The 23,993-nt window shown below is 70.2% G+C and carries 13 protein-coding genes and 1 pseudogene; 1 reads left to right on the plus strand and 13 read right to left on the minus strand.

All coding sequences use genetic code 11. The features are described 5' to 3' along the window. Positions 1 to 67: 67 nt before the first annotated feature. The 13 genes from ETD96_RS14705 to ETD96_RS14765 all read right to left on the minus strand — a co-directional run bounded on the left by ETD96_RS14705 (position 68) and on the right by ETD96_RS14765 (position 23,175). Positions 68 to 445 (minus strand): hypothetical protein, encoded by a 378-nt coding sequence (locus tag ETD96_RS14705; RefSeq protein ID WP_138636903.1) that lies wholly within the window; start codon positions 443 to 445, stop codon positions 68 to 70. After that, entirely contained in the window at positions 442 to 7,401 is a 6,960-nt protein-coding gene (locus tag ETD96_RS14710) for an RHS repeat-associated core domain-containing protein (RefSeq protein ID WP_143227847.1), read from the minus strand. The genes ETD96_RS14705 and ETD96_RS14710 overlap by 4 nt, the downstream gene beginning before the upstream one ends. A gap of 92 nt (positions 7,402 to 7,493) precedes the next feature. After that, on the minus strand, positions 7,494 to 10,454 hold the full coding sequence (locus ETD96_RS14715) for a LamG-like jellyroll fold domain-containing protein (protein ID WP_138636904.1): 2,961 nt from the start codon (positions 10,452 to 10,454) through the stop codon (positions 7,494 to 7,496). Then, on the minus strand, positions 10,451 to 10,993 hold the full coding sequence (locus ETD96_RS14720) for a hypothetical protein (protein ID WP_138636905.1): 543 nt from the start codon (positions 10,991 to 10,993) through the stop codon (positions 10,451 to 10,453). The genes ETD96_RS14715 and ETD96_RS14720 overlap by 4 nt, the downstream gene beginning before the upstream one ends. 748 nt (positions 10,994 to 11,741) lie before the next feature. After that, entirely contained in the window at positions 11,742 to 13,913 is a 2,172-nt protein-coding gene (locus ETD96_RS14725) for a hypothetical protein (protein WP_138636906.1), read from the minus strand. 64 nt (positions 13,914 to 13,977) lie between these two features. Next, positions 13,978 to 14,613 (minus strand): HAD-IA family hydrolase, encoded by a 636-nt coding sequence (locus ETD96_RS14730; protein WP_138636907.1) that lies wholly within the window; start codon positions 14,611 to 14,613, stop codon positions 13,978 to 13,980. Then, positions 14,610 to 15,287 (minus strand): ribulose-phosphate 3-epimerase, encoded by a 678-nt coding sequence (gene rpe / locus ETD96_RS14735; protein WP_138636908.1) that lies wholly within the window; start codon positions 15,285 to 15,287, stop codon positions 14,610 to 14,612. Before rpe ends, ETD96_RS14730 begins: the two co-directional genes overlap by 4 nt. A gap of 12 nt (positions 15,288 to 15,299) precedes the next feature. After that, positions 15,300 to 16,250 (minus strand): phosphatase PAP2 family protein, encoded by a 951-nt coding sequence (locus ETD96_RS14740; protein ID WP_138636909.1) that lies wholly within the window; start codon positions 16,248 to 16,250, stop codon positions 15,300 to 15,302. A gap of 18 nt (positions 16,251 to 16,268) precedes the next feature. Continuing rightward, a complete protein-coding gene (locus ETD96_RS14745; protein WP_138636910.1) occupies positions 16,269 to 17,675 on the minus strand; it encodes an RsmB/NOP family class I SAM-dependent RNA methyltransferase in 1,407 nt (468 codons plus the stop codon). Continuing rightward, a complete protein-coding gene (gene fmt, locus ETD96_RS14750) occupies positions 17,675 to 18,601 on the minus strand; it encodes a methionyl-tRNA formyltransferase (RefSeq protein ID WP_138636911.1) in 927 nt (308 codons plus the stop codon). Before fmt ends, ETD96_RS14745 begins: the two co-directional genes overlap by 1 nt. Continuing rightward, complete coding sequence (def, locus tag ETD96_RS14755; protein ID WP_138636912.1) at positions 18,602 to 19,147, minus strand: peptide deformylase; 546 nt, start codon at positions 19,145 to 19,147, stop codon at positions 18,602 to 18,604. 79 nt (positions 19,148 to 19,226) lie between these two features. Continuing rightward, entirely contained in the window at positions 19,227 to 21,035 is a 1,809-nt protein-coding gene (locus ETD96_RS14760; RefSeq protein ID WP_138636913.1) for a hypothetical protein, read from the minus strand. Positions 21,036 to 21,051: 16 nt separating this feature from the next. Beyond that, on the minus strand, positions 21,052 to 23,175 hold the full coding sequence (locus ETD96_RS14765; RefSeq protein WP_240807656.1) for a primosomal protein N': 2,124 nt from the start codon (positions 23,173 to 23,175) through the stop codon (positions 21,052 to 21,054). Positions 23,176 to 23,308: 133 nt separating this feature from the next. Between ETD96_RS14765 and ETD96_RS14770 the strand changes: the two are divergent. Continuing rightward, positions 23,309 to 23,993, plus strand: a pseudogene (locus ETD96_RS14770) (hypothetical protein); the annotation flags it as partial.

Here is a 23,993-nt window from a genome sequence, read left to right on the forward strand (position 1 = left end):
CCCACAGCCTCCATCAGAGCCGTCCCCGCCCCGCCGCGCCAATGGCTGCGCTGCACCCCCAGCGCGTTCACTCCAGTTCTTGTAGAACGACAGCCGTATTCGCAAGGACATTAAGCTGCACTGGCCCACTAGCGCGGATCCAAATCAGTCGAACATCCTGTTGGCGCACTCGGTCGAAGTTAATGCCTTCCGGCCACGAACCGCCACCCGGACCAATCACGGAAGCGCGTAGCTCACAGAGCGGACCAGCTGAAACATAAGCATCCCTTCCGATCTCGAAATAGACAACACCTCTCAAAGAGATGCTCACATCCCGCTTCTCGGGACCCCATCGGAGCGAGATTTCAAGCGCATCCTCTTCATCCAGCACAGCCATCGAGAGAGCATCAATCGAATAGCCTTCACACTCCTCAATGGCTTGACATACCCGCTCCAAACGACTCATCTGCGTACCATCTCTGTCTTCGGGTCATGCTGTTGCGTGACGTTTCCCTCAGGGTCGAGTCGTGGATGGTAGGACTTGCCCTCGCCCGACGCCGGCCTCACCTTCGGCGCAAGTCTCATCACTTCACCATCCGGCCTGATGTACATCTCGCTCCCGTCGTCGTGGCGATACCTGATATACCCGCCCTTACTCTCACCATGAAAGACGAAACCAGCCCCCTCAATTTCAGTCCGAGCCTCTTCCAGCGTCTTCCCATTGAGATTCGGTACCGTGTTGCACGACGAATTGTGAACAAGAACTGGCGCAACTCCTGCCAGCACATAGTACGTGTGGAAGCCTCGAATGGCGAGGTTGTAGACACGCTGGCTGTGGCTGGTCCAGTGTTTGGTGGCAGTGACCTGGGCGTAGGTGCCAGCGCTGGTGCGGAGCCACATCCCAGGCTCGAGGTCGCCCGCCTCCTTCCATGCGCCGACTTCGCCGGCGACCCAGAAGGGGTGGTTCTCGGTCGCAACGACCACTCCGCGCCCCGTCTGCTCGGATCTAACCAGAATCGGGTTGCGGAGCTTGGAACCCTGGCCGCTCATCCAGCCGAGAGCGGCCCCGTCCGCCTCGATGGTGATCTGGACGAGCTTCTTATCGCCTTCCCCTGCGATGGTGGCGATCACGCGCTTAGCAGTGGTCTTTCCTGTCTTAGGGTCGGTAGCAAAGACTTTGTCTCCAACCTTGATATTTTGGATCTTCTTCCGGCTCCCGTCGGCCATCAGCACGTCGGTTCCCGGCATGAAGCTATTGCCTGCTTTGCAAGCAGCATTAGCCAAATTCTTCCGGATACCCGCCGCCGTCGGCTTTCCGCCGGCTCGAACTCGCGGGGACTTGCGTATGCCGTTCCCCAGCCCGCCCTCGAAGGCAAAGATCCCGCCCTGTGACCCCATCCATTCGAGGTGCAATCGGGCATGCCAGGCAGTGTAAATCCCACTGCAGTCCTTCATTTCACCACAAACAAGGTAGGCGATCCGCAATTCCCAGCTCGCCTGCATCTCAGGAGAGAAGGATGAATAGCCGTACTCCTCGAAGTACAGCTTCCAGAACTTGGCCCGGAAGCGGACAACATCAACCTTCTTCGGCACGACGATGATGTCCGTGGAGCCGACCGTGCGGGCGTTGCGGGAGTCTCTGCCGTAACTGTCACCGCTTCTGGCGACTCTACGACCACTGGGGTTGTAAACGTCGTAGCCGCCCTTGTCGTTGGGGCGGCGGTCCACGCCATCGCCGTTGAAGCACTCCATGCCGTCTCGAGTCCTGCGGCACATTTTGCCGTCCGGGTCGGCGTTGGTGACGGGGCTGTTGTTGGCGTAGGTGTAGCCGTTCATCTGCTGGGGGTCGGCCTGGTCCATGAGGGGGTCGACGGAGATGAAGCGGCCTGTATCGGGGTCGTATTCGCGGGCGCCGAGGTGGGTGAGACCGGTGGGGTCCTGGGTGCCGCCGACGAAGCCCTTGTCGCCCGGCCATGTCGCGTCCTCGTCCATGCCGCGGATGGAACCGAAGGGGGTGAAGCGACGGACGGTGGTCTGCTGGGTGGTGCTGTTGACGGCGATTTGGGCGGTGCCTTGGTGGTCGGCGGCCAGGTAGGTGATGGTGCCATCGGTGGTGCGCATCGCGATGGTCTGGCCAGCGAAGGTGTAGTAGCGGGTTGCGGTGGCGGTGGTGGCGCCGTTGAGTGCACGGAGTTCGGTGCCGTCCGGGAGGTACAACGTCGCGCCGGATGCGTCCTTGCGGATCAGGCGGTTGCCGTCGGCGTCGTAGGCGAAGGTGAGGTCGTTGCCGTTTTCGGTGACCTTGGTCAGTTCGCCTTCGGTGTTCCATTCCAGTGTCTGGCCGGTGTTGGTGGGGCCGGTGTCGATGGCGCGTTTGGTGGTGTTACCGACGGCGTCGTAGGTGTAGGTGTCGGTGCGTTGGCCGGTGGGGCCGGTCTGGGTGACCTGGGTGAGGCGGTTGCCTTGGCCTGCGGGTGCGTAGGTGTAGGTGCGGGTGGTGTCGGTGGTGCCGCCGATGCCGTGCCGGGTCTCGCCTGTGCGGTTTCCGGCCTTGTCGTAGGTGAAGGACTGCCAGTATGGGGCCGGGCCGCCGATCAGCGAGGCAGATGGTTGGGTGGCGCAGGCGTCAGTGGTGCTCTGCGTCCAGGCCTGGGTCAGGCGTTGCAGGTGGTCATAGGTGAAGCACTGGTTGTCGACGCCGTCGCGGGAGACGTCGGTGATCGAGGTGATGGTGCCGGCGTCGGTGTAGTGGTAGGTGGCGTAGCGGTCGTCGCCTTGGACGCCTTCGTGCAGGGTGCGGGCGGTGGCCGGGCGCTGGGTGCCGTACTGGTAGGTGAAGGTCTGCCAGGTGTGTTTGCCGTCGGGCCCGAGTTCGAGCAGGTTGGGCTTGTTGGTGGGGGTGTAGAGGGCGTCGTTGACGTAGGGCGTCTGATCGGTGGGGCTTGTCCCGCCGTTCATGCCCGTGGGGCGCAGAAGGTCGTCGTACTGGTAGGTGACGCTCTCGGCAGAAAGGCCGCCGGCGGCGGGACGCCCCTGGCCCAAAATGGTTTCGTCTAGGCCGTACTGGGTGGAGAACTGGTACTGGCCAGCTAGTGCGCCTTGTGAGGCGGGGATGGTGAGGGTTGTCTTGTCGGCGCGGCCTAGCTGGTCGTAGTGGCGGACGGTGCTGGTGTAGTCGCCGTCGCTGGTGTGTCTGGTGGCGGTGGCCAGCTTGCCCTTGCCGAAGGGTGCGGTGTCGTAAGTCCAGGAGGCCAGGAGCGATCCGTCGGCTGCCCCGTCGTGGGTGGCGGTCTTGCGGCTCAGCCCGTCATAGTCGACGAAAATCTTTTTGCCGCGGGCGTCGGTGGTGGAGACCAGGCGATCCAGGTCGTCGTAGGCGAAGGTCGTGGTCCCCTTGTCGGGGTCGGTGGTCCGGATCTTGCGACCGCGCAGGTCGTAGCTGGTGGTGAAGGTGTTCCCCGACGGGTCGGTGACCGTGGCGACCTGCCCGGCAGGGGTGTAGGTGTAGCGAGTCGCGTCGTACTCGCCGGTCAGAGTCGCGGCTTTGTACTGCCGGCGTTCGATCACCTGCCCGCGGGCGTCGGTGATCTGCGCGTTGGCGATGCCGCCGGACGGCGGGGTGACCGAGACGCGGTTGCCGCCTCCGTAGCTGTAGGTGGTGCGCCACAGTTCGGAGTCGGGCTGGGAGCCGTTGCCAGAAGTGAGTTTCTCGATGGTCTTGCGGCCCAGGCCGTCGTACTCGGTGTGGGCCTGGGTCTCGATGTTGCCGGGGGTGCCGATGCCGAACAGTTCGGTGGTAGGGGCGCCCTCGGCCGCGTAGGCGGCGTAGGTTTTGACGACTTGTCCGCGGTTGTCGTAGAAGGTGTCGCTGATCAGCCGTCCGGTCTGGCCGGGTACTTGGGTTTGGCGGGGCCGGAGCCATCCGTCCAGCAGTTCGATCTCCGCCAGCCGCTGTGCGCCGGTGGCGGTCAGCGTCTGGGTGGTGACTGCGACGATCTGGCCTTCGGTGACGCGGTAGCTGTATTCGTAGTTGGGTTCGCGGCCGTTGGCCTTGGACTGGTTGGGCAGCCACACCTTGGTCAGCCGGCCGAGCGGATCGTAGGCGTAGTCGGTGCGCAGCCCCATGTTGGACTGGTCAATGGTGGTGACCGGGACACCCCATGCCGGATCGAGGTACTTCACCGTGGTCAACGCCGTCGAGGAGACATCAGGCTTGGCCGGCGGTGTCGTGGTGGTGACCTGGGTGTTCAATCCCTGGGTGTCGGTGTAGGACGTCGTCGTGGTCTGGTTCGCCGCGTCCGTGACCTGGGTCGGACGCCCGTAGCCGTCGTAGGCGGACTGAGCTTTCACTACATACGTCGGCGAATTGCCATCGTGAGAAGCGATGGTCTCGACCTTGGTGACGTTTCCCGCAGTCGGGCCTTCACCGAACCCGAGTCCGTCGTAGAAGGTGCGGACGTCGGAGACGACCTGCGCGGATCTGTCGGGGTTGACGCTGCAGGCGACCGAGACCGTCTCGACCCGTGACGGGGAGTCCACTATCCAGGCGCTTGTGTTGTCGGCGTAGTCGGTGCGGGTGCACTTGTCGTCATCGTCGGATTCGACGTCGCCCAGGTCGCTGACCGAGGTGACACGTCCGACGCCGGGGCCCGAGCTCTTATAGGAGTTGTCGGTTCTCGTCTGGAGCCAGCCGCCGCCGTCCTTGACGGTCCAGGTCCGCGTATCGTCGATCGCGGTCACGTTCGCCGTGGTCGTCCCCCAGGGGCGGGTGCGTGAGGCGGTTTGGACGCGCCAGGGGGTGTTGACCGTCTTGGAGTGGATGCTGCCGCCCGGCCCGGTGTATTGGGCGGTCTTGAGCGTGAATCCGGCCAGCGCGTCATGGTCGGTGTAGGTGCCGCCTTCTCCGTCGGAGACGGTCACCGATTTGGTGCCCCCATCACGTGTCTTGCGGTCGCCGTCCATGCCGCGCAGGTAGTAGGTGTCGGACTGCGTGGACGGGGTGTTGTAGGAGCCGGTGAGGGTGCGGACGTGGCCGTAGCCGCGCCACTGCGACCATGTCTTGTTCTTCTCCTTAGTCAGCCCGTCATCGTCGTCGAAGTGCCAGGCGGCGCCGCCCAGGTACTCGTACTTGGTGGCCATGTCCGGGGACAGCCCGGTCCGGTCGGTCTGGATCACACTGGTCACCACGTACTTGTGGAACCAGTCGGTGATGGGGTCTTCCCGGCCTGGCGGTGTCCAGATGACCGGCATGCAGCGGGTGGTATTGGTCTCCGGCGTCGGCAGGTTCGACAGGGTGCAGTCGGGGTCGGAGTAAGTGATGTCGATCTGTCCACCGGACTCGTCATAGATCGTGCCGACCCGGTAGCGGATGTAGGCCAGGATGTCGTCGCCGACCTCATCGAGCCGGTTGGCTGCCTGGACAGATTGGAAGGTGACCTTCGGCAGAGTCGTCTTCGTGCCGTCGGCGGCATGGCCGGTGTGCTGGATCTCCTCCAGCAGCAGGTCGCGTTCGACGTCGGCCAGGCCCCAGTCATGCCTCATCGACCAGGAGTCGACTGGCCGGTAATCCGATCCGTCGGTCTTGAGGATTTGGGTGGTGACCTGGGTGAGTCGGTTGCGGGACCAGAACGTCGGCGACAAGGTGCCGTGGGTGTCCTTGCACTCCTGTCCGGAGTCGCAGTGCAGGTCCCAGGGGACGTCCCACCACTTGTCGGGGTTGTCGGCGATCTTGGACGGGTCGCAGTCGAAGGACGCGGTGGGGATGCAGCGCTCGGAGGTGGTGAAGGTGACCTGCGCGGGTGCCTTGGCGAACAGCGCGTCCTCACGCAGGCCATAGGAGATCGTTTTCAGGTATCCGCCGCGCACGTACGGGGTCTCGTCGGCGGCCTTGAGGTTGCGGCCGTAGTGGTTTGTCTCCTGGCCATAGGTGTAGAGGATCGCGTTGCCGTTGGGATCGACGACGTAGTCCAGGTTCCAGCGGTAGGCCTGCTGACACCAGGACGTGGCGAACGACGACCCGTGGCACGGTTCACCAGAGTCGTCACCGAACACCGGTGAAGTCCATGTCGAACCTGTCTCGGGCTTCCCGCTCACCCAGCCGGGCACCCGGTTGAGGCCGAAGAAGTACCGGGTGCCGTCGGTGGTGGTGACCTTCCAGTACTCCCCGTTGTCGTCACCGTTGTCGATGGAAGAGCTGGTCAACTTCTCGTACTTGGTGCCATCGTCGGACTTGGCCCGCCAGGTCCCGTCCGACGTCTTGATCAGCTCCCCGCCCTTGCCGTTCCAGGTCACGGTCGCGTTGTCATAGCCCCAGCACTGATCACCAGGCGAGTTACCCCACTCGTCCTTGGGCGCGCCGTCGTCCTCACACGACTTGTAACGGCGTTCGATGTATCCCGGCCATAGTTCAAAGCCTTCACCGACCCAGGAGGGCTGCCCGTTGGAGTTGGCCGTCCGGCCGTCCACGCTCCCCGATGAGTAAGAAATCGTGACGTTGGGCGTCAACCCACCCGGAACTGGTGGAACCCGCATCGGATACGACCAAGTGAAGTCACCGGTGCTTCCGCCGCCTCGCCAGGTCGCCGATGCCTCTAGCGAGGTGGCCTTGTAATCGCCTTGTGAGCTGTCAAAGGCGGCAGCGGCGACCAGCAGCGTCCCGTTCTGGCCTGCTTCGGCTGCCGCCTGGGATCCGGAGGTTGCAGCGGGGGCCGCCTCGACCTCGGCGGTCAGTGTCTTTCTCACACCGTTGTTATCGGCTGGCACTGGTTTGGGGGTGCGGCATTGCGGCTGGTCCGGCGTCGTCAGTGCGCACGCCGGCATCTGCATCAGCCGCAGCCTGGGCCCGTAGGCTCCGCCGAACGCCTGCGCGAACGCCGAGTAGTCCAGCCGAAGCTTGACCCGCCCCGGTGCGGCGGCATCGGTGCGGGCGACTGTGAACGCCAATCCGTCCACGCCTGCGGTGCGGGCCGCCTGCCGGTCCAGCACCTGGACCCGTACCCGTTCTGCCGGCGGCGCCGTTCGTGCGGCGGGGCTTCCGCCAGGCCCCAGGATCTCCACGGGGAGTGCGCCCGCCTTGGCGGCGCCCGCGGCGCGTGCAGTGCGGCCTGTGTCCGCGCCGGACGGCACCTTCACTTCCGCGGTGCCGGGCGCGGGCCACGCCGCCTTGGCCGCCGGACCCGGCTTGGCCGTATCGGCCTTGCGGGGCCGCGCCTTCAGGGGCCGGCCGTCCACCACCCGTTCGTGGTCCTCAACCTTGGGCCGGTGGGAGTTCGGCGGCTCGGCCAATGCCGGAGGGACCGACAGCAGCCCTGCGGCCAGCGCCACCGCGGTCACGATCGCAGTGGCCCGCGCCGACCGGCGCGGTTCCAGCACCAGCGTCCGGCGACGGAGCTTCACTCGGCCTGCCTTCACGACATCCTCCACAGGGCGGTCCTCAACGGGCACGCTCGGCATGCATCAAGTTCAAGAGGGGGCTCTTTTCCGGCCGTCGCCCGGCTGGCGGCCGGATGTGGTGGTCAGGGCCCTGATCCGGAAGGGAGTTCCATGTTGACGGCGAGGCTGGCGAGCTGGGGTTGTGTGAGCGCGGCTTGGTAAACCCACAGGTCGTCCATCGCGTCCGGCCAGAACTCGGTGCCATCGGCGGCACCGAACTTGTTGCGGCCCACTTGGAGGCCGCCGTTGTTATTCGCTTCGAAGGGGATCGCGCCGTCCTCCTGCGAGACCCCATCAGAGGTTTCATCGAGTTGCCCGTTGGCGTAAAGGCTGACCCGGTCCCGCAGCGCGTCGTACACCACTGCCAGGTGCACCCAGTCGCCCGGACTGAAATTGGAATGCGAAACCACGATCGGTGCTGCGGCCGCATCGTCCGATCCGCGCAGCGCGACCTGCCAACTGCCTTGATCGACCGGATCCTCGCCGGGCACGTACCGCAACACAAACGCGTTCGCCTGGGTACCGGGCTGGGAGAACACCGTGGCCGCCTGCTGTGGACCCCCCATATTGCGCACCCACCCGGCGATGGTGAAGCTCTCGTTCGTCCACACCGGTGGGGCCAGCGTCTCGGCGAACGTGCCCGCCCCGAGCATCAGCCCCGCCATCGAGGTTCCCCACCCGAACCCCGCTCCCGGATCAATGGCCGCGCCATTGTGGAACAGCAGGTCGGGTGCTCCGGGCGGGAATGAGTCCGCCTCGCCGGTCTCGTTCAGCATCCACCGGGCTTTGAGCACTGGATGGTCGGTGACCATCTTCTTGATTTCCTCGTCCCCGACGATACGGTCGTAGATCCGCACGTCGTCGAGTTGACCGGGCCAGTGGTCGAGTTGGACGTCCTTGTACTTGGAACGCCCGATCTGCAGGCCGCCTGTGGCCTTCCACATCGCCGGTATCACCGGGCTGTCGTTGCCGCGGTCACCGTTGACATATATCTGCATCGTGTTGGCCAGCGCGTCCCAGACACCCACCAGGTGCGTCCATTCACCGGTCCGGGCCGGCGCCGCGGAGGACGCCTGGTACCACCCGGGCGCGTCAGCGGTGTCGGTCGCTGTCCGGCCGAACACCCACTTGCGGGTGTCCTTGACGTACTTCAGATAGAAGGCGCTCTCGTGGACGCCCTCCATCGACAGTGCTGCGAAGTCGTTGTCGGGGTCGGACGCGTCCACTTTGGCCCAGACCGAAACGGCGAAGCTCTGGCTGGTGTCGACCAGCGGGGCGCTGGTCGAGGCATAGCCAGTCGAGCCGTCCAACTGGGCGGCCTGGTCGATATGGCCGACCGTGCCCAGGGTGGCGCCGCCGTGCACGGTCGCAGAGACGGCCGGTTCACCGTCACGCGTCACGGCCTGCACCGCCGTGGCACCCGCCGGCTCGTCCAGAGCGAAACCGGCCACCGGAGCCGACCCCTTGTTCGCACGGAACTCATAGGAGACGACCGGGCCGTTCTGGTTGGAGGGCGCCAGCGCCTGCACCGTCAGCACGTTGGGGCCGAACCGGGTCGGAGCGATCTGCACCTGCTGCGCCGCGCCGGCGGTAGTGGCCACCGTGCGCGAGGGCCCCCCATTCAACGTGATGAGGTACCGGTCGGCGACACCAGCGGAATCGGCGATGGTGAATGAGCCGGGCTGGCCGACGCCGCCGTGCTCGGCGCCGTCCTGTGGATAGTCCGTCGAGGTGATGGTCGGCTTACCGGGTTTGGCGGGGTCGTAGTAGAAGTAGCAGGCTATCTGCGCCCCATCCGAGGCCCACGGACCGTATTGCTCACCGTCGTAGGCCCGGACATTCCAACCGATCAGCTTCCCCGGCGGGATGTTGGAGGGCAGCGGCGTGTCGAACTTGCTGTTCGAGGCCTTCGGAGCCGTCAGATCCGAGAACCACCGGGCGATGAAGCCTTTGCCGTCGCCGGCGTCCCAGTTCAAGGCGAACTGGCCCCGCACCTTGTTCCTGTCCTCGGTGTCGGGGTCCTTGAGGTAGGCGTACACCGTGGGGATGCGGTTGACCGTCTGCGCCTCCCAACTGGGCAGGCACTTGGTGCCGGGGTCGGCGAACATGGTGTCGTTATCGGGCTGCAGCGGCGGGTTGTTGTACTGCACCTTCAGGTAGGCGTCCTCGGCGAACCGCTTCCACCAGTCCATCGTCGTCTCGTTGTAGGCCTTCAACCCGAAGGTGATCGTGCCGTAGCCCTTGCCGATCGCGTCCTGCACATGCTCGCGCAGCTTCGCACCGCCGAACTCCACCGGCGCCCTCGAGCAGTACGCCACATCCCGAGTGTCCAGAACCTCACCCCACGCGCCGCCATTGGGCCAGGTCCTCTTGGTGTTGTTCCACGTCGCCGACGAGGTGTACGCCGAGGTCCGCCACAACTCCACCACAGTCGAATTGCTGCAGTTGTAGGCGCTGGTCTCATAGGCGATGAACTCCGCACTCTGGATATAGCGGCCTTTCAGCGGCGGCAGTTCCATCCGGTAGAACAGGCGCTTGGTCTGGTCCTTGACGCAGCGGGAATCCTTGCCGACCTCACACCGCCCCACACCCTCGGTGGACCGGCCATCGAAAAGAGGGTAGTTCTCATCGGGATACCCCGACGACACCAAGCCCCACGACGACGCCAGCAGCGTCCGGTACATCGGATCGATGTACACCGGGAACGTGGTGTCCGGCGCCGTCAGCAGCCCCTGATCCGGCGTCAACGTGAGCGCGCCGTCCCCGACAGCGACGTCGACGACAGCCGTCTTGGCCCCTTCTCCCGGCTCCTCGGCCGCGTCCACAGTCGTCTGCGTGCGGGTCTGCGGTGCTGGAGCGGCCGGCTGGGAAGAATCCCACATCAACGGCGACGGTGCCTGGAACACCACCGCGCCCGAACTGGGATCGGTGGCCTTCAGCATTCCGCTGTCCTGCTCCTCGGTCACCGTCAAGCGCGTGGCCGACAGCGCCAGCGACAACGAGGCCACCCGCGGATCCTTGGCGGCGTCCGCGGTCTTGATCACCAACACGTGGCGAACCCGTCCGGCAGCGCCTGCAGCCGCAGATCGACATCCGGACCGGCCACGCCCACATAGACGGCGGTGTCCCCGTCCAGAGCCGGTTCGGGCAGCGGCTGAGGCCAGGTCAGGGCGAGCTTGCGGCCGGCCCGCGTCATCTCGACCATCGGACCGTTCCCGCCGGCGGAGAACCGGAGCCCGACAGTGGTCGCGGCCGGAACGATCGCGTCACCCGAACGGCGCAGGGTAGCGTCAATGCCGACCCATTCACCGCCCTGACGTGCGCGAATCGGCTGGAGATGCTGCTCGACCTCGATCCGACCATTCGGCAGCGCCCTCACCGTGCGCCTTTCCCCACGCCGAGAGGTGACCTCGACCGGTTCACCTGTCCGCTCCGCGGCCGCGACCGCCTCCTGCTCGGTCTCGGCTCCTTGAGCCGCCGTCACCTTCGGTTCATCGGCGTGACCCGCGGATTCAAGCGCAACAACGGCGATCGGCACTTGCAGCAAACCGGCCACCATGAGCAACGCCACCAGGTGGGCCATTCGGCCGGGACTCCGCCACAACAACGAACGGAGAACCGCCGCACAACGGCATGCCACACCGCGAACCATATGTGAACCCCAAGGCATAAAGGGTCGTTGAAGTCGCTTTAAGTTAACTCCACAGTCAAGCTGGGGGAAGACACTCAGACGATCTTGCTTTGTGATCTAGATCACAAGAAAACTCTGTAGACCTGAGCCACGTCCCAGGCGTCCTAATTTGTTCCATCGCCAACCGATACACCTGGTCATCAAAAGGCGACGAAGTGCAATCTGCGCAGGATCCGCCCTTTGGGGACTGGATGAACGCCGGCCACCGCTCCGCCTCCAGCGCCTGTGCTCGGGCCCCAAGATCTTCCCGCCCGCGAGCATGTCTTGGGCGGCCAGCGCTCGGCCGGGCGAGGGCGGCTCCATGTCGGGCCTATCAGCCGGAGGCGATCAGGTGGAGGGCGGTATGGGTTGCCTTCACATGGGTCAGGGTCTGGACGGTGTGGCGCACCGCCGTCAGAGACTCCGCCGGGTGGCTGGTCAGGACGCCCCCCGGCATCGCCGACGGCGCGGCCCCAGGAGGAGAGCGGGGGCGTCCTCAATGACCGTGCAGGTGGACGGGCCAACGCCAAGGTGCGGGGCTGCCCGGAGGTAGCGGGACGGGGCGGGTTTGCCGGTCGGCACGTACTCGATCGAGGGTCTGCGCCGGTGTGCGCCAGAGCTGGTCACCCGCTGACACTGACACGTATCGCGGTGGCCCTGGTTATGGCTGGGGCTCTGCTTCCGGACTGGCCTTGGTCGGGTCGTCCTTTGTCTGGGTGTTGTGTTCGTTGGGTTCTTGGGTGGTGCGGGCGCAGGTCAGGGCCAGGAGGGGGAGGACGGTGATGAGGCCGTAGGTGATGAGGCGGATGCCGTAGTCGTTGACCACGGCGCCGATCGTGCAGGTGGTCAGGACGGCGGCGAGGGTGGGGCGGAGGGTCGGCCATTGGTGCAGGGCGGCGTCGAGATAACGGGGTGAGAACCGGTGCGGCCAGGCGAGTGCCAGCACCAGGAGGATGAGGACGAGGGCCGTGCCCCAGGCCAGTGGGCCGCCTGCCAGGGAGGAGAGTGCGTAGCCCGCCTTGCGGTCGATGAGCTGCCACGCCTCGCCGTCGAGGACGTCCTGCACGAAGCGTCCGGCGTGGGTGCGTGAGGTGGCGGGGCGCAGCCAGTCCAGCAGCGCCACGGCCGCGACCACCGCCACCGAGGCCGCGCCGACGGCGACCAGCCGCGCCGGGGTCAGCCGCACCCCGGCCACGGCGAAGGCCAGCACCGCCGCCCCCGGGATCAGGGCGAGACCGCCGCCCACGTCGGCGCCCCAGGCCGGCCAGGTGTCGACCGCCACCGCGATGGCCCCGATCGCGGTCACGGCGGCCGCGGCCGTCCGGCGGCGGCCGCGGGCGGTCAGTTCGGCGGCGGCGGCCCCTGCGGCCACCAGCGCGGCGACGGCGAAGACGGCGAAGGTGGAGTTGCCGAATCCGTAGTAGCGCCCGCCGTACAGCGCCGAGGGGCCGAACGGGCTGGCGCGGTGCAGGAGCGTGCCGGTCGCCGCGTCCACGACCAGCACGCTGAAGGTGAGCAGCGCCACGGCGAGCGGCACCCGCCATAGCGGACGCGCGGGCAGGAGCCGGGCCGGCACGGCGGCGAGCACGACGGTGACCGCCAGGGCGCCCCACAGGGCCGCGTCCGGGAACGGCGCGTGCCACCAGCGCGTCAGCGACACCAGGTACACCGATACCGGCAGCACCGAGAACGCGAGCGTCGCGTGGATGAAGAGGCGCTTCAGCCGTCGGCGGCCAGGGCCCGGGGGCGGGCGGCGCCGGACGATCACCGCCGCGGCGTACAGGGCGAGTTGCGTCGCGGCCGCCATGAGCAGCAGCAGGGCCGACCAGCGGCGCAGTGTCTGGTCCGTGGTGGTGACGGCGCCGAGTTCGTGGACGGTCGTCGTCGGGTCGGTGGGACGCGCCCGGCCCAGGGAGATCGGCGCGCCGCTGAACTCCGCGGGCTCGGGGGCGCCGACCGCCGCGAGCAGGGTACTCGGCACGTCCAGCAGCCGCACGACCCCGCCCCAGCGGGTCGAGGAGACCGTCAGCAGGGCGGGGGCGGGACGGGCGCCCGTCGCCGGGCCGTCGACCATGCTCACCGCGAGGTACGGCGTCCCGCCCGGCGGTTCGGAGACGCCCTGGACGAGCACGGTGGCCCGGTCGCCGAGGCGCTCCAGTACGCCGCCCGCGAACGCGTCGATGCGGGCCAGCGAGTCCAGCCGGCCGGAGCCGGACTCCACGACCTGGCCGCCGTCGATCACCGTGACCGGGCAGCCGAGCGCGGCGTCCGCCACGGTGGCGCTGTAGCGGTCGACGGTCCCGTCCGGCCGTGCCAGCGCGATCGCGGCGCCGGGGCCGATGGCCGTCGCGCAGCCCTCGTGCTCGGCCAGCGCCATGCCCAGTGCGCCGGGACGGGGTGAGAACTCGGACCGGCGCTGGGCGTCGACGAGCCGGTCCCACCGCTGCACCCGGGCGCCGCCGCCCGTCCCCCGCACCGGCGGGAGCGGCGCGCACTCGCCGCCGTCCGTGCGCGGCCCCACGCTCGCCTGCCCCGCCGACAGCGACAGCCAGCCGTCGGACGCGCAGGCCGGGCCGCCGGTCGTGCGGACCGTCGCGGCCCCGGCGGCGGCGCCCCCGGCGAGCAGGCGCCACAGGTTCGGGGTCTGGTCGGCGCGGATGTCGCCCCAGGCCAGTCCGGCGACGCCGATGACCACGACGGGGGCGCGCACCGGCCGGGCCTCGCCGTCCGAGCGCCCCGCGAGCTGCACCGCCGCCGAGGCGATCACCAGGCACAGGAGCACGGCCGACCAGGCGACCGCGATCCGGGCGGAGGCCCGTACCTCGTTGATCACGGAGCCAGACTTCAGGAGTCCGGGCCGCCGCCGCAACCGGAATGCACCGGTTCGGGCGAGCGTGTCACACCGTGAGGCGGACGCCCTCCGGCGTCGCGACCACGGTGGTCAGGTCGGCGACGATGTGGTGGGCCGCGGTGAGGACGGAGCGGTCGTGGCTCGTGGTCACCGCCAGGACGGTGGCTCCGGCGGCGCGGCCCGCGGTTATGCCGGCCGGGGCGTCCTCGATGACTACGCAAGTGGACGGGTCGACGCCCAGGTGCGCGGCTGCCTGGAGGTAGCCGGACGGGTCGGGTTTGCCGTTCGGGACGTCTTCGGCGGTGACGACTACGGGTGGGAGGGGGACGTCTGCCACGGTCGTGCGGAGTTTCAGTTGCGCCCTGTCCATCGAGGTGACGAAGGCGTGGGGCAGGCCGTTCATGGCGGTCAGGAGGTCCACCGCGCCCGGGAGGGCGGTGATTCCGTCGGTGCCGGTTGATTCCAGCGCGTCCAGGCGTGCGGTGGCGTCGCGGACCTGGTCGGGCGGAAGGAAGTCGGCTACGCGGTCGCTCGTGCGGCGGCCGTGGGCGTCGGACAGGAACTCGTCCGGGTCGATGCCGTACTCGGCGGCCCAAGCGCGGGCCGCGCGCTCGACGAGGGGCGTGGAGTCGACCAGGGTGCCGTCCACGTCGAACAGCACGGCCGCGCAGGGCAGGATCACCAGTTCGCCTTGGCCGTGGCCTCCTCGGCCTGGGCGCGGAGGTTGCGGATCGCCTCGGCCGGGTCGTCGGCGCCGTAGACGGCGCTGCCCGCGACGAAGACGTCCGCGCCGGCCCCGGCGCAGCGCTCGATCGTCTCGGCGCTGACGCCGCCGTCGACCTGGAGCCAGACGGGCAGGTCGCGGCCCTTGATCAGCTCGCGGGCCCGGCGCACCTTCGGCAGGACGACGTCCAGGAACTTCTGGCCGCCGAAGCCCGGCTCGACGGTCATCAGCAGGAGCATGTCGATCTCGCCGAGGAGGTCTTCGAAGCCGTCCACGGGAGTGGCCGGGTTGACGCCGAGTCCCGCGCGCGCGCCGGCGGCGCGGATGGTGCGCAGGGTGCGGATGGGGGCCTTCGCCGCCTCGGCGTGGATGGTGACGCTCTTCGCGCCCGCCTCGGCGTACTCCGGCGCCCACCGGTCGGGGTCCTCGATCATCAGGTGGCAGTCGAGCGGCAGCGGGCTGTGGTCCAGCAGTGCCTGGACGACCGGCAGCCCGAGGGTGAGGTTCGGGACGAAGTGGTTGTCCATGACGTCGACGTGGACCCAGTCGGCCGAACCGGAGATGCGCGCGATCTCCTCGGCCAGGCGGGCGAAGTCGGCGGACAGGATGCTGGGTGAGATCTGTGGAGCCATGATGCCCCGAGTCTATTGGCGCAGCTCGGCCGGATCCTCACCCGCCCGGGTGATGCCGGGGGTGGGGCGGGCGGCCAGCCGCAGCCGGACGAACGCCTCCGGCGCGCCGGCGGTGACCCACAGGGCGAGGAGCGCCTGCACGGCGAACGCCTGGGCGATGTTCGCCGCGTCCGGCAGCACGTCCAGCGCGGCGATGAGGGCGGCGCCGGCGAAGCCGACCGGGAGGCGCGCCAGCCGCTGCCAGGGGTTCCCGCCGGGGTCGAACCAGCCGCGCGCGGCGAGGACGGACAGGCCCGCGATCGCGCCGCCGAGCCCGCCGGACGCCCGCGCCGAGTCGGTCAGGGTGACGGGTTCGGTCCGCCCTCCGGCCGCCCTGATGGCGTCCGCCCAGGCTTGGGGCCAGTGCCAGTTCTCCAGCGGCTGCCACGCGCCCCAGGCCGCGGCCAGCAGCAGCAGGGCTATCGCCAGAGAGAGCGCCAACTGCACGGCCAGATGACGGCTGGTCCACCACGGGACGACGATGGGTTCCAGCGCGAGAAAGGCCACCAGGAGGGTCAGGCCGATGGCCCATCCCGCAAGGACCTGACTGGTCGAGTGGACGCCCAGGTAGACGCGGGACACCCCGATCAAGGCGATGATGACGGCGGCGCCCACCCACAGGAGCCTGCGACTGCTCTGCGCGGCGAAGAAGCCCCACGCCACGATGCCGTTCTGGGCGTGGCCGGACGGCATCCCGAAGGAGGACAGCGACTGCCTGCCCTTGATGGCCGGGTCCGTCCAGTAGGGGCGCGGCTGGTGGAACACCAGCTTCAGGAGCGTGTTGAGGAGCGCTCCGGACAGCAGCAGGACCGCGGCCCGCGCCGCGAGGCGCGGTGCGACGCACCAGAAGAGCGCCAGCAGCAGCGGGACGTAGAAAGCCGAGCTGCCCAGGTACGACATGAAGAGCATGAAGCTGGTCAGCACGGGTCCCCCCTCAGTCGCTCAGGTGCGGCGCAGTAGGGCCAGGAACATCGCGTCGGTGCCGTGGCGGTGCGGCCAGAACTGCGCGTAGGGGCCGTCTCCCAGCTCGGAGAGGCCGGAGCTGAGCGACGTCAGCACCGACGGCGCGTCGAGCCGTTCCACGTCGTCGCGCTTGCGCAGGACGTCGTCGACCACGACGCGGGTCTCGGCCAGGTGCGGGGAGCAGGTGACGTAGGCGACCACACCGCCGGGGCGGACGGAGTCCAGTGCCGTGGCGAGGAGGCCGCGCTGCAGGGTGCCGAGTTCGGCGACCGCTTCGGGGCCTCGCCTCCAGCGGGCCTCGGGGCGGCGGCGGAGCGCACCCAGGCCGGTGCAGGGCGCGTCCACCATGACCCGGTCGAAGGCACCGGGACGCCAGGCGGGGGCGGTGCCGTCGGCCGCGACCACGCCCGCGCGCGCGTCGACCGCACGCTGCACCAGCGCCGCGCGGTGCGGTTGGACGTCGGCTGCCAGGAGACGTGCGTCGCGTTGGGTGGCGAGGCCGGAGAGGATCCCCGCCTTGCCTCCGGGGCCGGCGCAGAGGTCGGCCCAGCGGGCGTCACGGCCGTCCAGAGGGGCTTCGGCCAAGGCCAAAGCGACCATCTGGCTCGCCTCGTCCTGGACGGCTGCGCGCCCCTCCCGGACGGCGGCGATCCCCGCGGGGTCGCCTTCGGGCAGCACGGCGGCGTAGGGCGAGTACGGGGCGGGCTCAGCACCGGCCTCGTAAAGCTCCTGCAGTGTGGCCCGGCCTGGGCGGGCCACGAGCGTCACCCTGGGGCGGGCGTTGTCGGCCGCGAGGAGTTCGTCGATCTCACCGGGCCCGACGGCGTCGCGCAGCGCGGACACGATCCACTTGGGGTGGCTGTGCGCGATCGAGAGCCGGGTCGTCGGGTCGGCGTCGGCGGGCGCCACGATCTCCAGCCAGGCGTCCATGTCGCGGGTCGCGACCTTGCGCAGCACCGCGTTGGCGAACTTCGCCTGGCCGGGGCCCGCCACCGACCGGGCCAGCTCCACGGCCGTCCCCACGGCCGCGTGCGGCGGGATGCGGGTGGCGAGGATCTGGTGGGCGCCGAGGCGCAGGACGTCCAGCAGCGGGGCGTCGACGCGGCGCAGCTCCCGGTCGCTGCACAGCGCGAGGATCGCGTCGTAGGTGCCGCGGCCGCGCAGGGTGCCGTAGGTCAGCTCGGTGGCGAGGGCGGCGTCGCGTCCGGTCAGGGCGCGGTCGTGCAGGCGCTTGGGCAGCAGCAGGTTCGCGTACGCGTCGCGGGTCTCGACCGCGCGGATCACGTCGAACGCCGTGCGGCGGACCAGGTCCTGCGGACGGCCCGTCCTGCGGGGACCGCCGGGCCTGCGGTTCGGAGCGTGGCGGCGGTTGCGGGCGGGTGGCATCAGTGCAGTGCGTCCTTGGCAGAGAGGTTGAGGCCGCGGGCCCAGTCGGCGGCGGCCATGGGGCGCTTGCCCTGCGGCTGGACGTCGCCGAGCGCGACGGGGTGCGTGGCCGTCCCCACCAGCACCTCGTTCTTCCCCGGACGGATCTCGCCGGGCGCGAGCTTGTCGGCGTCCGGCGCGAGGCGGACCGGCCCCAGCTTGAGGCGCGCGTCGCGGAAGCTCGTCCACGCGCCGGGGGCGGGCGTGCAGGCGCGCACGAGGCGGTCGATGTGCAGGGCGGGGCTCCCCCAGTCGACGCGGCCGTCCTCGGGGGTGAGCTTCGCCGCGTGGGACACGCCCTCGGTCGGCTGCGGACGCGGTTCGAGGACGCCGGCCTCGATGCCGTTCATGGTGTCCAGCAGCAGGCTCGCCCCGGCGACGGCGAGCCGCCCCAGGAGCTCGCCGGAGGTGTCGGTCGGCCGGATCGGCTCGGTGAGCACGCCGAAGACGGGGCCGGTGTCGAGGCCCTCCTCGATCTGGAACGTGGCCGCGCCGGTCATGTCGTCGCCGTGCAGGATCGCGCGCTGGACCGGTGCCGCGCCGCGCCAGGCGGGCAGCAGCGAGAAGTGCAGGTTCACCCAGCCGTGCCGCGGGATGCCCAGGGCCTCGCGGGGCAGCAGCGCCCCGTAGGCGACGACCGGGCAGCAGTCGGGCGCGATCTCGCGGAGCCGGTCGAGCAACTCGGGGTCGCGGGCCTTGGCGGGCTTGAGCACCTCCACGCCGGCCTCGGCGGCGAGCTCCGCCACCGGGGAGGCGCTGAGCCGCCGCCCACGGCCCGACGGGCGGTCGGGCCGGGTCACGACCGCGGCCACCTCGTGCGAGGAGCCCAGCAGCGCCGTGAGCGCCGGGAGCGCGGTGTCCGGGGTGCCCGCGAAGACCAGCCGCACCTAGATCGCCTGCCCGAGGGTCCGGTGCGGCGACTCCTTGACGACGGGCACCGGGTCGCCGAACCACTCGGCCTCCCGGATCGCCTTCATCGCCGCCTTGCGCTGCTCGGGGTCCATCCGGTCGATGAAGATGATCCCGTCGAGGTGGTCGGTCTCGTGCTGGACGCAGCGCGCCAGCAGGTGCGTGCCCTCCAGCGTGATGGGCTCGCCGTGCATGTTGAAGCCCTTCGCCACCACCCCGAGCGACCGCGGCGTGGGGAACGCGAGGCCGGGCAGGGACAGGCAGCCCTCGTCGTCGGTCTCCTGCTCGTCGGTCAGGTCGAGCGTGGGGTTGACCAGGTGCCCGAGACGGTCGTCGACGTAGTAGGTGAACACGCGCAGGCCCACGCCGAGCTGCGGCGCGGCCAGGCCCGCGCCCGGAGCGTCGATCATCGTGTCGGTGAGGTCCTTGACGAGCTGGCGCAGCTCCTTGTCGAAGTCCTTCACCGGCTCCGCGGGCGTGCGCAGCACGGGGTCGCCGAAGAGGCGGATGGGCTTGACGGCCAACGGGGACTCCGTTCCCTGCAAGGTCTTCTGACGTTCTGGCGATGTATCCGTCCAGTCTACGGAGACATCCGACGGTGATTCACACGCCGCGGTGCGCCCCTTGGCGGGCCGAGCGCGCCTTGTAGGCGGCGGTACGCGCGGCCTTGGCGGTCGCCTTGTCGGGGTGGTGCGCGCCCAACGCCTCAAGGACGTCGGCCGCCCCAGGATGCTCGGTGCGCCACAGGTCGTCGACCATGTCCTTCATCTCCGCCTCAGGCGGCGCGTCGATGAGGGCCGCCTCGACCGCCTCCGACGGTTCGGCGGTCTCCAGCATCCCGGCGACGGTGTCGACGAACACCCACAGGTACTCCTCGCGGGCCAGCTCCCGCCCGGCCGGGTCGCCGACGGCGTTCAGCCAGAGCGCGGCGTAGGGCGACACCAGCGGATGCTCCTGCGCGGCGCGGACCACGCCCGCGGCCTCCGGCCCGATCCGGTGCAGGACGGCCGCGGCGAGGTTGCGGGCGCCCGGTCCGCCTGTGCGCATGACGTCCAGCAGGTCGGCGGCGGCGTCCTTCGGGTCGTGGGCGGCCAGCCAGCCGTCGATCTCCTCGTCGGCGGCGTCGGGCCGGTACCAGGTGAGCCCGGCGATCAGCTCCGACGCGCGGGCACCGGCCAGCTCGCCGATGACGGGAGCGGTGAACCCGTCCGCCAGCAGCAGCTCCCGGACGGCCCACACGCCGAGCGGCGTCAGCGCCCGCCCCTCGCCGGACGGCTCGACGACCCCCCAGTCCCGCAGGGTCGCCAGCTCCAGGTGGACCGCGTCCCGGACGAGGGCGCCCATGGCCTCGGCGTCGGAGAGGTCGTACGCCTCCTCGACATGGCCGAGCAGCGCCCCGGCCAGGATCTCCGGCTCCGTCGGCCCCTCCTGCTCGTACAGGTGGATGAGGACGCCGGTCATCTCGTTCTGGACGAGTTCCACCGCGTCCAGGCCGTCCGCGTAGTCGTGGCCGGGCACCACCATCGACTCGAACAGCGGCAGCCAGGCGGCGAGGAACTCCTCGTCGTCCTCGGACCTGAGGCGGGCGAGCGCCGGGCCGGGGGCGGCGCGGCCGTTCTCGGCCGTGATGACGTCGGCCTCGACGGCGGCCCACCACAGGCGCTCCAGCTCGCCCTCGTCCTCCATCTGCCCGTGGCGGCGCGGGACCTCCAGCCCCAGGGCGGCCTCGGCGGCGCCGATGTCCTCGTCGGTGAGCGTGTCGTGCTCGGTGAGGGCGCGCTCGCCCGTCCAGTCGGCCAGGGCCAGGACCGCCCCGGTCAGGCGGGAGGCGCGCGCGGCGGCGGCCACCGCGTCCCGGGGCGCCTGCCGCACCGGCGGGACGACCAGCTCGCCCGCCAGCCGCAGGTACTCCTCGGTGCGGGCGTAGCGCTCGGACTCCGGCAGCTCCTCGAACGCGCGCACCCACGCGTCGACGGCCTCCTGGTCGTCCAGCGAGACCCCGTCGGCCTGCATCAGCCCGCCGATCACCTCGGCGGCGGCCTGCCGCTCCTCGCTGTCGACGGCGGCCACGACCTCGGCGAACTCGGGCCCCGTCCGGTCGATCTCCGCGGCCAGCGCGGCGGCGTCCGGCGCGGCGACCGCGCCGGTGTCGCCCAGATGGCCGACGATCTTGCGGAAGGCGTCCAGGACGGTGGGGACGTCGTCGCTCCCGGCGACCACGTTCTCGGGGAAGACCTCCAGCAGCAGCGTGCGGACCCCCTCCGGGGTCAGCTCGCCGGGCCCCGCGAGGCCCATCTCCTCGCGCGCCAGGCCGAGCAGGATGCGGACCCCCTGCTCGTCCAGCGCCTCGCCGCGTTCGTCCGCCCACCGCCGCAGGTCGCCGGCGGTGCTCTCCACCCAGTTGTCGCCCACCCGAGAACCCTATTGGTCAGATCAGCTCCAGGGGGTCGATCTGCACGCGTACGGTCTCCGTGGCTTTACGTGCACTGCGCACACCCTGGGCTTCCTTCAGCGCGCGCGCCAGGGCGTGTCCTGCGGGACGGGACACGCGTATCAGCGCGCGCTCCTTCTCCTGGACGCCTGTTCCCGCCGGCGCCGCGGGGACGGGCACCGGCACCGGCCCGAGCACCTCCGCCCCCTCCGGCAGCCTGGCATCGCCCAGAAGCTCCCGGATCGCGGCCGGGGAGCCGGTGAGCGACGCCATCCGCGCGGCGGGCGGGAACCCCGCCTCCCTCCGCTCGGCCAGCTCGCGCTCCGCGTACGTCGCCGGATCCCAGCGGACGAGCGCCTGCACGGCCGGCAGCGCCCCTTCGGCGGCCACGATGACCGGACCCTGCGGGCGGACCAGCGACGCCGCGTTCATCCAGCGGCGCAGCGCCTCCTCGCCGGCGCGCAGGTCGGGGCGGCCCAGCAGGACCCAGCCGTCCAGCAGCAGCGCGGCCCGGTAGCCCTCGTCCGCAGGCGGTTCCGCCCCCGGCGTGGACACCACCAGAGCACGCTCTGGGCCGACCCGTTCGAGTATCGCGTCGCGCCCGGACGTGCGTACGGGGACGCCGGGGAACGCCCTGCCGAGTTCCTCCGCCGTGCGTTTCGCGCCCACCACGACGGCCCGCACCTGGAAGAAGCCGCATTCGGGGCAGTGCCAGTCGCCCGCGATGCGCCCGCACCACCGGCAATAGGGAGCGGCATGGGACGACGCCAGCGCCAGCGGCCCCTGGCACGCCTGGCACCGGGCCGGCTCCCGGCACCGTCCGCACGCGATGCCGGGGACGTAGCCGCGCCTCGGCACCTGCACGAGGACGGGCCCGTCCTCAAGGGCGCTCCGGGCGGCCTCGAACGCGACGTTCGGCAGGCGCGCCGTGCGGGCGGCGGCGTCACGCGCGAGCTGCGCGTCCTCCCCCACGTAGCGGACGCGGGGCATCACCGCCCGGACGCCGTCACGGCTGGCGGCAAGTGCGTGCGCCCACCCGGTCTCCACCAGCTGGGTCGCGTCGGTGGTCCGCGTGAACCCTCCGATGAGCGCGCCCGCGTTCGCCCTGTGCGCGCGCAGCGCGAGGACGTCGCGGGGGTGCGGGTAGGGAGCGTGGGGTTCGGCGTGGACGTCGTCACCGTCGTCCCACAGCACGACGAGGCCGAGGTCGGCGACGGGCGCGAACATGGCCGCGCGAGTGCCGACGACCGCCCGCGCCCTGCCGCGCAGGACGGCGAGCCACCTGCGGTACCGCTCGGCCGGGCCGAGTTCAGCCGTCAGGGCGACATGCAGGCCCTCCCCCAACTCGGCCTTGAGGGCGGTGTCCACGCGCGCCACGTCGCGCCCATCGGCCACCACGACGATCGCACCGCGCCCACTGCTCAATGTGGCCGCGACGGCGCGCGCTATTGCGGCTGCCCATCCGGGCCCTGGCAGGGCGGTCCAGACGGCACGCGGCGCCCTGCCGTCGGCGAGCGCGCCCAAGAACGACGGGCCGGCCGGATAGTCCCCCCATACGCCGGGGTCGTCGGAGCCGGCCTCCACTTCGGAGCCGGCCTCCACGTCGGAGCCGGGCTCCTCCGGCTCGGGCACGGGCTCGGCCTCCACCCGGGCGTGCCGGGGCGGGACCGCCAGCCGCAGGACGTCCGCGAACGTGCCCGCGTACCGGTCGGCCACCTCCCGGGCCAGCGCGGCGATCTGCGGCGTCAGGACGGCCTCGGACGAAGTCACCCGCTCCAGGTACAGCAGCGTGCCGTCGTGGCCGCTCTCGGCGGCGCGCTCCAGCAGGAACCCGTCGACGAGCTGACCGGCGAACCTGACCCGCACCCGGCACCCCGGCACCGCCCGGGCGTCCAGTTCCGCGGGCACGAGGTAGTCGAACGGCCGGTCGAGGTGCGGCAGCGACATGTCGACCGCGATCCGCGCCACGGGCAGCTCGCCGGCCGGGCTGCGCGCCCCCTTCCGCCCGCCTGACCTGCCCGTCTTCTTCGGCTTGCCGGGCTTGTCGGGCTTGCCGGCAGGAGCCCGGGGAAGGTCGTCCAGCCCCGGGATCAGGTCCGTCCCCCCGCCGTCCTTCGTCACGCTCCCCGTCCTACCAGATCGACCCGACACCCGATCGCGCACGCTAGGGTTGACCCGTTCGTACGGGGTGCGCGTCCGTTGGCCCATTGCCCGATCCCTTCCGCGCCCTCACCGCCGACGATCCGTGCAGGCGATGACCACAGCGCATACTCAAGAGCGGGCGGACGCCCATGCCCCGCGTGGGTCGTCGCGCCGTTCCCTAGGCACCTCGTCCCCCGCCTCCTGGAAGAAATGGGCGCGCCACCCGGTGGTCGCCGCCACGGTCGCGGCCGCCGTCCTCCACCTGGTGTGGGCGCTGCTGCTGGCGAACGAGGGCGGCGACCTCGCCGCCCAGGCCGCCTGGACGGACTTCGCCTGGAAGCACCCGACCGCGGCCTACAGCTTCGCCTGGTACGGCGGCATGCACCCCGCGTCCTACAGCGTCATGTCGCCGTACCTGATGGCGCTGTTCGGCATACGCACGGTCGCCGTCGTGTCCGGCACGCTCTCCGCCGCCCTCACGGCGCACCTGCTGCGGCGCTTCAAGGCGCCCGTGGCCCTGCCCGCGTCGCTCTGGGCCGCGTTCGCCCTCTCGTGCAACTCCGCGTCCGGGCGGGTCACGTTCGGTCTCGGCCTCACGTTCGCGCTCATGGCGACGATCGCGGCGTTCACGCCCCGCGGCACGCCCGCCCTGCGCGCGGCCGGGATGGTGGGCCTCGGCCTGCTGGCCACGCTCGCGAGCCCCGTCGCGGGCCTGTTCCTCATGGTGCTCGCCGCGGCGCTGTTCCTCACCGGGCGCCGCCGCGCCGGGATCTGCCTCGCCGCCGGCCCGCCCCTCG

This window comes from Actinomadura geliboluensis, from assembly GCF_005889745.1.
In the GTDB taxonomy this organism is placed as follows: Bacteria; Actinomycetota; Actinomycetes; order Streptosporangiales; family Streptosporangiaceae; genus Spirillospora; species Spirillospora geliboluensis.

Excerpts from the sequence above, each read along its gene's own strand:
- ETD96_RS14705 (WP_138636903.1), bottom strand. The coding sequence starts at position 445 with ATGAGTCGTTTGGAGCGGGTATGTCAAGCCATTGAGGAGTGTGAAGGC.
- ETD96_RS14720 (WP_138636905.1), bottom strand. The coding sequence starts at position 10,993 with ATGGCCCACCTGGTGGCGTTGCTCATGGTGGCCGGTTTGCTGCAAGTG.
- rpe (WP_138636908.1), bottom strand. The coding sequence starts at position 15,287 with ATGGCTCCACAGATCTCACCCAGCATCCTGTCCGCCGACTTCGCCCGC.
- ETD96_RS14745 (WP_138636910.1), bottom strand. The coding sequence starts at position 17,675 with ATGCCACCCGCCCGCAACCGCCGCCACGCTCCGAACCGCAGGCCCGGC.